Genomic DNA, 13520 nt, shown 5'->3' with positions numbered 1-13520 from the left:
ATATTTGTGTTATATGAACGAGAATCTCAATCCAACTAACGAACATTTTTCATCAGAAGAACTTGATGTAGAAAAAAGATTAAGGCCCTTAACTTTTGATGATTTTACGGGTCAGGATCAGGTGTTGGAAAATCTTCAAATTTTTGTTCAAGCCGCAAATGGTCGAGAAGAAGCTTTAGATCATACCTTATTCCATGGCCCTCCTGGACTAGGAAAAACAACCTTGGCTCATATTCTAGCGAGCGAATTGAATGTTGGTATTAAAGTAACTTCAGGTCCAGTCTTGGATAAACCTGGAGATTTGGCTGGGTTACTTACCAATCTGGAAGATCGTGATGTGCTGTTTATTGATGAAATCCATCGATTGAGTCCCATAGTTGAAGAATATTTATACTCGGCCATGGAGGATTATAAAATTGATATCATGATTGAATCTGGACCTAACGCCAGAACGGTTCAAATCAATTTAAACCCCTTTACATTAGTAGGAGCTACCACGCGTTCAGGATTGCTTACCGCTCCCATGCGTGCACGATTTGGTATTCAAAGCAGACTTCAATATTATAATACTGAATTGTTAACAACTATTGTACAACGTAGTGCCTCCATTTTACAGGTGCCCATTACTATGGAAGCTGCCGTTGAAATAGCAGGAAGAAGTCGGGGGACACCACGTATAGCCAATGCCCTTTTAAGAAGAGTGCGTGATTTTGCGCAGATAAAAGGTGATGGCAATATTGATATTAAAATTGCTCGTTTTGCCCTTGAGGCGTTGAATGTGGATGCTCATGGATTGGATGAAATGGACAATAAAATTCTATCAACAATCATTGATAAATTTAAAGGAGGTCCAGTAGGAATTACCACTTTGGCCACAGCCGTTAGTGAAAGTGCCGAAACCATAGAAGAAGTTTATGAACCTTTTTTAATTCAACAAGGTTTTATTATGAGAACACCTCGTGGAAGAGAAGTAACGGAACAAGCTTATAGACACCTAGGTAAAACTAAGGGGCCTATTCAAGGAGGATTATTCTAATGCCGGAATATCAGTATCCAAATAAAATTCCGTTTTATAAGTTTATACTTAATTCTTCTAAAATTGCCAAAAATCCTATTCCGTTTCAAAATAAATGGCTCAAGCAGAATAACAATTCCTTTTATGTAAGACCATTTTTTCAAGATGCCGTCATTATTTCATGTAATAAGGATGTGGCCAGTCAAATGCTTCAAAAAAAGCATAAGGATTTTCATAAATCAAAAATCCAAACACAATTTCTTTCAAAATATATTGGTTATGGACTACTAACATCTAGCGGCGATTATTGGTTGCAACAAAGACGGTTAATTCAACCGGGTTTTCATAAAGAAAAGATTAAAAATCTTGTTTCAGTAATTGATTCAGCTATAAAGGATCAAATAAAAAAAATAAAGCCAAACGAAGAATTGGAGCTTTATCCAATAATGAATGAGTTGGCTTTTGAAGTCGTTGCAAAATCCCTTTTCAATTTTTCTGCTGAAAAGGAAACCTTAAAACGGCTACAATTTATTATTGAAAACCTTCAAAAATTTATAACTACTGAAATACGACAACCTTATAAAAAATTAGGATTTTATGTGTCTGGAAAAATGAGATATCATAAGGGACTGGTTAAAGAGAGTCGAGATATTATTGAAGCTATAATTAATCAACGAAGAGCTTCAGATCAAACTCATGATGATTTGCTTCAAATGTTATTGGACGCTCAATATGAAGATGGATCATCGATGACGAATACGCAATTAATAGATGAGATATTAATTTTGTTTGTTGCAGGTCATGAAACTACGGCCAACGCATTGACCTTTACCTTAACCTTATTGGCTCAACATAAAAGTATTTTAGAAAAAGCAAAAAGGGAAGTAGCGGAAGTAGCATTAAAAACTAATGATCCATTAGAGGTAATTACAAGTTTAAATTACGTCTCTGCTTGTATTAATGAGAGTTTACGGTTGTATCCGCCAGCATGGATTACCGATCGCGTTGCAATTAATGATATACAACTTGGGGATTATTACATTAAAAAAGGTACTATGATTGGTGTTTCAATCTATGAGTTACATCGAAATTCAGAATATTGGGAAAACCCGAATGAATTTAGTCCAGAACGGTTTATTGAAAAACCAGAACTTATGAAAGCAGATTATTACATGCCATTTGGAGCTGGACCTCGATTGTGTATAGGAAACAACTTTGCTATGTATGAAATGGTCTTGACTGTATTTGAAATTTTAAAGAACTATAAGATTTCCACAACTACAAGAAACATACAAGTTAATCCATTGATAACATTAAAACCAGTTGGGTTGACCTTAAGGCTAGAAGACTGATGGATTTTAAATCGCAATATACCCATAAGATAAAAGCTGAAGCCAAACGCCTCGGTTTTTTGTCTTGTGGTATTAGTAAAGCAGGGTTTTTAGAAGAAGAAGCACCCAGACTTGAAAAATGGTTGAAAGACAACATGCATGGAGAAATGGGATATATGGAAAATCATTTTGATAAACGCCTGAATCCAACAAAGTTGGTTGAAGGTTCCAAAAGTGTCATTTCGCTATTGCTCAATTATTATAATCCTGAAAAGCAGAACGATGAATTGGCACCAAAAATAAGCCAATATGCTTATGGAACCGATTATCATTTTGTGATTAAAGATAAATTGAAAGCGTTATTGCAATTTATTCAAGAAGAAATTGGCGAAGTATCTGGACGCGCCTTTGTGGACTCGGCACCAGTTTTAGATAAAGCCTGGGCTGCCAAAAGTGGTTTAGGTTGGATAGGGAAACATAGTAATTTGTTAACGCAGCAGGTAGGGTCATTTTATTTTATTGCGGAATTGATTGTGGATTTGGAATTAGATTATGATTTACCAACTACCAACCATTGTGGCACATGTACGGCCTGCATTGATGCGTGCCCAACAGAAGCCATTATACAACCTTATGTGGTAGACGGTAGTAAATGTATTTCTTATTTAACCATTGAGTTAAAAGATAATATACCGACAGCATTTAAAGGTCAAATGGATAATTGGATGTTTGGATGTGATGTGTGTCAAGATGTTTGTCCTTGGAATCGTTTTTCTAAACCACATCAAGAGCCGTTGTTCAATCCACATCCAGAGCTTTTAGAGATGACCAAACAGGATTGGGAGGAAATTACCGAAGAGACATTCAAAAAAGTATTCAAAAAATCAGCCGTAAAACGAACCAAATTCTCTGGTTTGAAAAGAAATATCAATTTCTTAAAACAATAGTTATTTAAGCTATAGGTTTAGTACATTTGTAAGTCAGATAAAAAACTATTTATGAGCAAACAGAGCAGAAGAAGAGAAGCCTTGGTCTATCATGCTAAACCAACGCCTGGAAAGATAAAAGTAGTTCCTACCAAAAAATATGCAAGTCAAAGAGATTTATCCCTAGCATATTCCCCTGGTGTGGCAGAACCATGCCTAGAAATTGAGAAAGATAAAAACAACGTATATAAGTATACCACAAAAGGCAATCTAGTTGCTGTAATATCAAACGGAACAGCTGTTTTAGGGTTGGGGAATATTGGTCCTGAAGCCTCGAAACCTGTTATGGAAGGTAAAGGTTTGTTATTCAAAATATTTGCAGATATTGATGTTTTTGACATAGAGGTTGATACGGAAAACATTGAAGAATTCATTGCCACCGTTAAAAATATCGCACCAACATTTGGAGGTATTAACCTTGAGGATATCAAAGCTCCAGAGGCGTTTGAGATTGAACGTCGTTTAAAGGAAGAGTTGGATATTCCGGTGATGCATGATGATCAGCATGGCACAGCTATAATTTCTGCTGCTGCATTGATTAACGCATTGGAATTAGCTGAAAAGAAAATTGACGAGGTGAAGATTGTGATTAGTGGAGCAGGAGCCGCAGCCATTTCTTGTTCGAGATTATACCAGGCTTGTGGTGCGGTACGTGAGAATATGGTGATGTTGGATAGTAAAGGAGTTATCAGGCAGGACCGAGAAAACCTGACTAAAGAAAAAGCAGAGTTTGCTACACATAGAAAAATTGACACACTTGAGCAAGCCATGGAAAATGCCGATGTATTTATCGGATTGTCTACGGCCAATATAGTCTCTCCTGAAATGCTAAAATCCATGTCAGCTAACCCTATTGTATTTGCCATGTCAAACCCGGATCCGGAGATCGCTTATGATTTGGCAATCGATACACGTGACGATATTATTATGGCTACAGGAAGAAGTGATCATCCTAATCAAGTAAATAATGTACTTGGTTTTCCATTTATTTTTAGAGGTGCATTAGATGTTCGTGCCACTAAAATTAATGAGGAAATGAAAATGGCGGCAGTTCGTGCTTTAGCAGAATTAGCTAAAGAACCTGTGCCTGAACAAGTAAATATTGCCTATGGAGAAACGCGCTTGACTTTCGGTACGGATTACATCATTCCGAAGCCATTTGACCCAAGATTAATTGCTCAAGTTCCTCCAGCAGTTGCAAAAGCTGCTATGGAAAGTGGGGTTGCCAAACAACCCATAACAGATTGGCAGAAATATGAAGATGAATTATTGGAACGTTCAGGTTCCGACAATAAAATTGTTCGCCTATTACTTAATCGGGCCAAAACAAATCCAAAACGTGTAGTCTATGCTGAAGCGGACCATTTAGATGTATTAAAAGCAGCTCAAATAGCATATGACGAAGGAATTGCATTTCCAATTTTATTGGGTAGACGGGATACCATAGAAAAACTAAAAGAAGAAATAGAATTTGACGCCGATGTCCCCATAATTGATCCAAAAGCTGATGAAGAGGAGGTTAGGAAGAATAAATATGCTAAAGTTTATTGGGAACAACGTAAAAGAAAAGGTGTTACGCAATATTCTGCTGAAAAAATAATGCGTGAACGTAATTACTTTGCGGCTATGATGGTTAATGAAGGTGATGCCGATGCAATGATTTCAGGTTACTCTCGCAGTTATCCTTCAGTAGTAAAACCCATGCTAGAATTAATTGGTCTGGCACCTGGCTCAACACGAGTAGCGACTACGAATGTTATGATGACCCAACGTGGCCCCATGTTTTTAAGTGATACGTCTATCAATATTAATCCTTCGGCAAGTGATCTAACCAAGATTGCTCAAATGACAGCAGGAGTCGTCAAAATGTTTGGTATGGAACCTGTAATGGCTATGATTTCATATTCCAATTTTGGGTCGTCAAAAAATCAAACAGCCACAAAAGTTGGTGAGGCAGTTGCCTATTTGCATAAAAGACATCCGAACTTATTGGTTGATGGCGAACTTCAAACGGACTTTGCATTGAATAGTGAGATGCTTCAGGATATTTTTCCGTTTTCGAAATTGGCAGGTAAAAAGGTCAATACACTGATATTTCCTAATTTGGAATCGGCTAACATTACCTATAAATTGCTCAAGGAGTTGAACAAAGCTGACTCCATTGGCCCAATCATGATGGGTATGCGAAAACCGGTGCATATTTTACAACTGGATGCTAGTGTTGATGAGATCGTTAATATGACTGCCATTGCTGTGATTGATGCGCAACAGAAAGAAAAAAAGGAATTGGAGTTAAAAGGCTTAACTGTCAAATAAAACAACTTTGTTTTGTAAATAATTTTATTACATTTGAGAGGTAATAGATTCCTATTTAATGATTTCACATATTCAAGGAAAACTTGTCGAAAAAAAACCAACGAATGTTATTATTGATTGTGGTGGAGTTGGCTATCAATTAAATATTTCTTTACATACATTTTCTCAAATTCCTGACCAGGAAAACCTGAAACTCTTTACGCATTTACAGGTTAAAGAAGATTCCCATACGCTTTTCGGCTTTACAACGACTTCTGAAAGGGACATTTTTAGACTTTTAATATCGGTTAGTGGTGTTGGTGCCAGTACTGCAAGAACCATGTTGTCGTCTTTGACACCCAAACAGGTTAGGGAAGGTATCGCTGTTGGAGATGTGGCATTGATACAATCCATTAAGGGAATTGGAGCTAAAACCGCTCAACGAGTAATTTTGGATTTGAAAGATAAAATTTTGAAAGTCTACGATATTGATGAAAATTCTGCCCAAGAAAGCAATACAAATAAAGATGAGGCGTTATCAGCATTAGAAGTTTTGGGCTTTTTGAAAAAACAATCGGAACGTGTTGTCGATAAGATTTTGTCACAAGATCCAAATGCTGATGTAGAAACTATTATAAAGCAAGCGCTAAAAAATTTATAATTGATTTTGAATACAACCAACTCAAGTATATTTATATCACATAAAAACCGTTTAGTCTCCATTGTTGCACTATTGTGCACGGTATTTGCTTTTTCCCAAGAACCTGTAGAGCAAGACTCAACAGCTACGGTTACTGGTTTTAATCTGGGCAATATGCAAATGCCCAACCCTAACAGTATAGAATCGAAATATACTTACGACCCTATAACCGATAGATATATTTATACGGAAACAGTAGGTAGTTTCAATATTAACTATCCAATTATTCTGACCAGGGAAGAATATGAAGATTTAATTTTACAAGAAAGCATTCAATCTTATTATAAGCAACAAATTGATGCTTTGGATGGAAAAAAGGAAGGAGCCGAAGAGGAACAGAGAAATCTTCTCCCGGAATTTTATATCAATTCAGGGTTTTTTGAAACCATTTTTGGGAGTAATACCATTGAAGTTATTCCACAGGGGTCGGTTGAAATGGATTTGGGTATACTATACACCAAACAAGACAACCCGGCATTTTCACCAAGAAACAGAAGTAGTTTTACTTTCGATTTTGATCAAAGAATCAGTTTAAGTTTATTGGGTAAAGTTGGTACGCGATTACAGGTTACTGCAAACTATGATACGGAGTCCACTTTCGATTTCCAAAACCTGATTAGGTTAGAGTATACACCTACGGAAGATGATATTATTCAAAAAATTGAAGTGGGTAATGTCAGTATGCCACTAAATAGTTCTTTAATTACGGGAGCACAGAGTTTATTTGGTGTGAAAACACAGTTGCAATTTGGTAGAACCACTATTACCGGTGTATTTTCAGAGCAACGTTCGGATCGAAGAACGGTCGTATCTCAAGGCGGAGGGACACTTGAGGAATTTGAGTTTTTTGCTCGTGACTATGACGAAAACCGACACTTCTTTTTAGCGCATTATTTTAGAGATCACTACGATGAAGCATTGGCCAACTATCCATTTATAAATACCAATGTTCAAATAACAAGAATTGAAGTTTGGGTAACCAATAGAACCAACAGAACGGAAAATGTTAGAAATGTTGTTGCTATTCAAGATTTAGGTGAATCTAATCCAGACCCTGTTGACAATGACATCTATTTACAACCAATACCACCAGGATTTTTAAATGCAGGGCCTAATGCCTTTCCAGACAACGGGAATAATGATTATGATCCGACAGCTATAGGAACGGGTTCAATATTAAACAATTTAATTAGAGACATTGCTACTGCACAACAAGGTTTTGGAGCTTTATCAAATAGGGTCAACGAAGGATCTGACTACGCGAAACTGGAGAATGCCAGAAAATTAATTGAAGGGCAGGAATACACAGTTAATACCCAGTTAGGTTATATCTCTTTAAATCAACGATTGCTAAATGATGAGGTAATTGCTGTCGCCTTTCAATATACTGTTGGTGGTCAAGTATTTCAAGTAGGTGAGTTTGCGAATGGTGGAGTTGATCCAACAGGTGTTGATACTTCTGGAACCATTACAACCATAACAAACAATAGTTTGGTTTTAAAATTATTAAAGAGTCCAGTGACCAATGTACAGCAACCTATTTGGGACTTAATGATGAAAAATATTTATGATACTGGAGCGTATCAGTTGAGTCAAGAAGACTTTAAATTAAATATTTTCTACAATGAAGCGTCACCATTAAATTTTATATCACCCGTTGAAGGAACGTCTTTTCCTACATTTGAAGGAAATCCAATTCAGGAAACTACATTATTACGATTGTTCAATTTAGATAGATTGAATTTCAATAATGACCCTCAAGCCAATGGTGATGGATTTTTTGATTTTGTACCAGGTATTACGGTATTTCCACAAAATGGAAAAATAATCTTTACAAAGGCCGAACCGTTTGGTGAATATCTGTTCAATACTTTGGCATTGGGTAGTGAGGATTATAACAATAATGCCACCTATAATGATAATCAGGCAAAATATGTCTATGATATATTATATAAAGAAACTAAAACAGCCGCACTAGAAGAAGCCGATAAAAATAAGTTTAAAATTAAAGGACGCTACAAGTCTTCAGGGAGCGACGGAATTCCTATTGGGGCATTTAATGTCCCCAGAGGGTCAGTAACCGTAACAGCTGGTGGTAGAACATTGGTTGAAGGGATAGATTATACCGTGAATTACCAGCAAGGAACTGTTCAGATTTTAGACGAAGCCCTTAAAGCTTCTAATACACCAATTCAGGTATCTACTGAAAACAATGCTGTTTTTGGTCAACAAACAAAACGATTTACAGGTGTTAATGTGGAGCATAAGTTCAATGAAAATTTTGTAATAGGTGGTACATGGTTGCACTTAAATGAAAGACCTATTACCCAAAAAGCCAATTACGCTCAAGAACCTATTAACAACCATATTTTTGGTTTTAATGGAAATTACTCAACCGAAGTTCCATTTTTAACTCGGATGGTTAATAAGCTTCCTAATATTGATACGGATGTCCCCTCAAATGTGTCATTAAGGGGAGAGTTTGCATATTTAGCACCAGGCTCACCCAAAGGAACAGACTTTCAGGGTGAGGCAACTTCCTACGTTGATGATTTTGAAGGAACCCAAAATAATATCGACCTTAAATCGCCTCAGTCATGGTTTTTATCCAGTAGACCTAGAGGGATTAATAACAATGACGATGATCAGAACGGTATTGAACAAGGGTTTAACAGAGCCATGTTGAACTGGTATTTCATAGATCCCATTTTTTATAGCAATAGAGCGCCAGATGGTATCAGTGATGATGATATTTCCGATTTATTTACTAGCCGTGTTTTTATAAATGAACTCTTCCCGCAACAGGATATTGCTCAAGGGCAAACAACCATTCTCAACACGTTGGATCTGGCATTCTATCCTGAAGAAAGAGGGCCTTACAATTTTCAAACTACTAACATCGATATCAATACCAACACGCTTACAAATCCTGAGGATAGTTGGGCTGGTATAACGCGACAAATAACCTCTACCGATTTTGAGCAGGCTAATGTGGAGTATATTGAATTTTGGCTGCAAGATCCTTTTCAGGAAAACACCACTAACACAGGGGGAAAATTAGTATTTAACCTTGGAAACATTTCTGAAGATATTATTAAAGATGGTAGAAAGCTATATGAAAACGGTTTACCGGCTGATGGTAATGTTATTGGCGTACTTCCAGAATCACCATCATGGGGAACTGTTTACCCTCAAAACCAATCGTTGATTTATGCCTTTGATACAACAGGAGATGAACGTACTAATCAGGATGTTGGATATGATGGTTATGATGATAATGAAGAGCGCACCAAGTTTTTGCCCTTTGCTTCATTAAATGATCCGGCAAATGATAATTATACCTATTTCTTGAATTCAGAAGGAGATATATTTGATCGTTACAAACGTTATAATGGGGTTCAAGGAAATTCACCGGATACTTTTTCGGATACAAACCGAGGATCAAATCCGCAACCGGATGTTGAGGATGTCAACCGAGATAATACGATGAATACGATTGACAGTTATTTTGAATATGAACTGGAACTATCACCTGCTACCTTGAATATCAACAACCCGTATATTGTTGATATTAAAAACACACAAATTAGAAGCCTTCCCAATGGTCAAACTGTGACACCAGTTTGGTATCAATTCAGAATTCCAGTTACAGAATATACCAATGCTGAAGGCGGTATCACAGACTTACGATCTATTCGTTTTGCCCGTATGTATGTCAAGGAGTTTTCAGAAAAAACGGTTTTCCGTTTTGGAACACTAGATTTAGTAAGGAGTGAATGGAGACGTTATACACAAACTTTAGACGAGGATGAAGGTGACCCGTCGTTAGATAATACTGAATTTTCGGTTGGTGTTATCAGTACATTGAAAAACGATGGTAGTTATCAATCACCACCGGGAGTTGATCCAGAAGAATTATTCAACAACAACACAGTTATTAGACAAAACGAACAGTCTTTATTGGTAAATGTTTGTGATTTGGAATCTCATGATGGTCGTGCGGTCTTCAAGAATATCAATGTTGATATGCGTCAATATAAGCGTTTACGTATGTTTATGCATGCCGAGCCAGGTAACACACCAGGTTTAACAGATGATGATTTGGTAGGTTTTATCAGAATGGGTAACGATTTAACGCAAAATTACTATCAAATTGAAGTGCCTTTAAAAGTTTCCCAAGGGTTATCTCGTGAAGCATTATGGCCTGAAGACAACCAAATAAATTTACCGTTAAAAGTACTTCAGGAAATAAAAGCAAAATCAATTGCTTCAGGAAATATTAGTAATCCGGATCCTACATTTTATGATGTTGTCAGGGAGGAAGTTGGCGAGACACCTGTTTTAGAATATGATCCAATACCTGCAGGAATTGGAACTGGTGATGCCTATCATCGTGTGGCTATTGTAGGTAATCCCAATTTTGGAGATATAAGAACCTTGATGGTTGGTGTTAAAAACCGATCCAATGTTAATCAATGTGGGGTTTTATGGTTTAACGAGTTGCGTTTATCCGATATGGAAAACAAAGGCGGTTGGGCTGCTATCTTGAGTATGGATTCCAATATAGCCGATTTTGCTAGTTTAAGTGTCACTGGAAGGCAAAGTACTTCAGGGTTTGGAACCATAGAACAAGGGCCTATTGAGAGAAGCATTGAAGATGTGGTACAGTACGATGTGGTTACTAATGTTAATTTAGGGCAGTTATTACCAAAAAAGTGGGGAGTAGAAGTACCTTTTAATTATGGTGTTAGTGAAGATAAGATTACACCAAAATTTGATGAGTTCTACAGGGACATTGAATTGCAAACCCAATTGGATAATAATGCCAATCAGGATTCTATTTTAAATGTCAATGAAAATTATACCAAGCGAAAGAGTATAAACTTTATTGGCGTTAGAAAAGTGAGGACAGGTGAAGCTAAACCACGCTTTTATGATGTGGAAAATTTCACCTTTAATTATTCCTACAATAAAGTTGAACATCGTGATTTTGAAATTGAGAGTTCAGTTGATAAAAACTTGAGTACAGGAGTTAACTATGCCTATAACTTTAACCCATTGGTCATCGAACCATTTAAGAAAAATGATTCACTGTTTACAGGGAAGTATTGGAAATTACTAAAAGATTTTAATATCAATCCATTGCCTGCAAGTTTTGTGGTCAATACGAATATCAACCGACAGTTCAACAAACAAAAATTCAGGGAAATAGATTTGTCTGGCAATAATATTGGACTAGAAGAATTGTTTAGAAGAAATTACACCTTTGATTTTGGTTATACCATTAATTACAATCTAACAAATTCCTTGAGTTTGAACTTTACGGCTTCAAATGTCAATATTGTTAGGAATTACTTTAAGAATGATATCCTCAATGGTGAGCAGGATCCAGAGTTGGATATTTGGGATGGTATGTTCGATTTTGGAGATCCTAATACCCAATACCAGCAATTAGGAGTTAACTATCAAATACCATTAAATAAAATTCCAACATTTGCCTTCATAGATGCCAATTATTCATACAGTGGTGAATTTCAGTGGCAAAAGGGTTCTGATTTATTTGGTGATTTAGAAATTGATGGACAAACGTATGACTTGGGTAATACTATTTCCAATGCCAATCAACATACCTTGAATTCAACGCTCAACATGAACAAATTCTATAATTATATAGGATTGAAAAAGAAACCTGTTAGACGAAGTCGAACGTCAGGTCCAATAAGCAGAGATAGTAAGGCTGAGCCACCTTCATCTAAAGATGGAGAGGATTCTAAAGATGGGAAGAAACCTCCAAAAAAAGTATCCAATAGTGGTGGTACAAAATTATTGAATGCGGGAATAGGTATTTTAACTAGTGTTAAGCGTATGACATTCAACTATTCTGAAACGAATGGAACATACTTGCCAGGTTATTTGCAAACCCCTGGTTTTATAGGGACTTTAAAGCCGACCACTGGTTTTACATTTGGTAGTCAGCAAGATGTAAGGAATATGGCTGCTAGAAGAGGTTGGCTAACACTTTATCCTGAGTTTAACGACCAGTATCGTGTGAATAAAACGCGACAATTTGATTATACAGCTACTGTTGAACCCTTTAAGGATTTAAAGATTGACTTGGTAGGAAACAGAATTTATGCCGAAAACTATACTGAAAATTATCGTGTAAATGATTTGGGGGATGAATTAGAGTACGAATCCCTGACACCTAATTCATTCGGTAATTTCAATATTTCAACCATTTTAATTAAAACAGCATTTAGCAAAAGTGATGAGACCCAATCACAAGCATTTAATGAGTTCCGAAATAATCGAATTACCGTTGCCAATAGGTTGGCTGAAGAGTTTTATGGTACTACAGCCTTCCCAATAGATGCAGAAGGCTACCCTGTAGGATTTGGAAAAAATAGCCAATCGGTATTATTGCCAGCTTTCCTTTCTGCATATTCAGGTCAAGATGCCGGAAAAGTATCATTAAGTGCCTTTAGGGATGTGCCCATTCCAAACTGGGATTTGAAGTATACAGGGTTAATGAATTTTAAATGGTTTAAGGATAGATTCAAGCGATTTTCCATAATTCATGGGTATCGCTCAAACTATACCATTAACCAATTCCGATCTAATTTAGATTATGACCCAGACAATCCTACCGAAGTTGACCAAAGTGGTAACTTTAAAAATAAAACAATATACAGCAACATTAACCTAGCTGAAATGTTTACACCGCTTTTCAGATTAGATATGGAAATGAACAACTCTATTAAGATATTGGCCGAAATGAAAAAGGATAGGCTATTGTCATTGAGCTTTGATAATAATCTCATGACTGAAATACAAGGCAATGAGTATATATTAGGACTTGGTTATAGAGTAAAGGATGTTAGGATAAAATCAAAATTGGCAGGTCCACGACGAATGATTGTAAGTGATTTGAATATGAAAGCAGATGTTTCTGTTCGAGAAAATAAGACCATAATCAGGTATTTGGATTTAGATAATAACCAGATTACTTCAGGACAAACTATCTGGTCTGCCAAATTCACAGCCGATTATGCTTTTAGTAAACACCTTACAGGTATTTTCTATTTTGATTATGCATTTTCGGAGTATGCTATTTCTACTGCCTTTCCGCAAACTACTATTCGTTCAGGTATAACATTGCGATATAATTTCGGTAATTAAAAACTATTTGTTTG

At 36.4% G+C, this 13520-nt stretch carries 6 protein-coding genes; all 6 read left to right on the top strand.

Annotation, left to right across the window (positions count from 1 at the left end; genetic code table 11):
* Positions 1-13: 13 nt before the first annotated feature.
* The 6 genes from ruvB to sov are packed head-to-tail and all read left to right on the top strand — an operon-like array spanning position 14 to position 13506.
* The gene (gene ruvB / locus ACKXGU_RS06770; protein WP_463467292.1) at positions 14-1036 is read left to right on the top strand and encodes a Holliday junction branch migration DNA helicase RuvB; all 1023 of its coding nucleotides are present in this window, start codon (positions 14-16) and stop codon (positions 1034-1036) included.
* Complete coding sequence (locus tag ACKXGU_RS06765) at positions 1036-2367, top strand: cytochrome P450 (protein WP_463467291.1); 1332 nt, start codon at positions 1036-1038, stop codon at positions 2365-2367. The genes ruvB and ACKXGU_RS06765 overlap by 1 nt, the downstream gene beginning before the upstream one ends.
* Positions 2367-3293 (top strand): tRNA epoxyqueuosine(34) reductase QueG, encoded by a 927-nt coding sequence (gene queG, locus ACKXGU_RS06760; RefSeq protein ID WP_463467290.1) that lies wholly within the window; start codon positions 2367-2369, stop codon positions 3291-3293. Before ACKXGU_RS06765 ends, queG begins: the two co-directional genes overlap by 1 nt.
* Before the next feature lie 51 nt (positions 3294-3344).
* Entirely contained in the window at positions 3345-5648 is a 2304-nt protein-coding gene (locus ACKXGU_RS06755; RefSeq protein WP_463467289.1) for an NADP-dependent malic enzyme, read from the top strand.
* A gap of 58 nt (positions 5649-5706) precedes the next feature.
* Positions 5707-6288 carry a Holliday junction branch migration protein RuvA gene (gene ruvA / locus ACKXGU_RS06750; RefSeq protein ID WP_463467288.1) on the top strand — a complete coding sequence of 194 codons (582 nt, stop codon included), beginning with the start codon at positions 5707-5709 and terminating at the stop codon, positions 6286-6288.
* A gap of 6 nt (positions 6289-6294) precedes the next feature.
* Positions 6295-13506 (top strand): T9SS outer membrane translocon Sov/SprA, encoded by a 7212-nt coding sequence (sov, locus tag ACKXGU_RS06745; protein WP_463467287.1) that lies wholly within the window; start codon positions 6295-6297, stop codon positions 13504-13506.
* The last annotated feature ends 14 nt before the right edge of the window (positions 13507-13520 follow it).

The sequence above is a fragment of the Hanstruepera sp. CR43 genome, assembly GCF_055227665.1.
Note: the sequence above shows the minus strand (reverse complement) of the source record. Positions and strands in the feature narration are given on the sequence as shown.

Coding starts and splice junctions, on each gene's coding strand:
- ACKXGU_RS06765 (WP_463467291.1), top strand. CDS start 1,036: ATGCCGGAATATCAGTATCCAAATAAAATTCCGTTTTATAAGTTTATA.
- ACKXGU_RS06755 (WP_463467289.1), top strand. CDS start 3,345: ATGAGCAAACAGAGCAGAAGAAGAGAAGCCTTGGTCTATCATGCTAAA.
- queG (WP_463467290.1), top strand. CDS start 2,367: ATGGATTTTAAATCGCAATATACCCATAAGATAAAAGCTGAAGCCAAA.
- ruvB (WP_463467292.1), top strand. CDS start 14: ATGAACGAGAATCTCAATCCAACTAACGAACATTTTTCATCAGAAGAA.
- ruvA (WP_463467288.1), top strand. CDS start 5,707: ATGATTTCACATATTCAAGGAAAACTTGTCGAAAAAAAACCAACGAAT.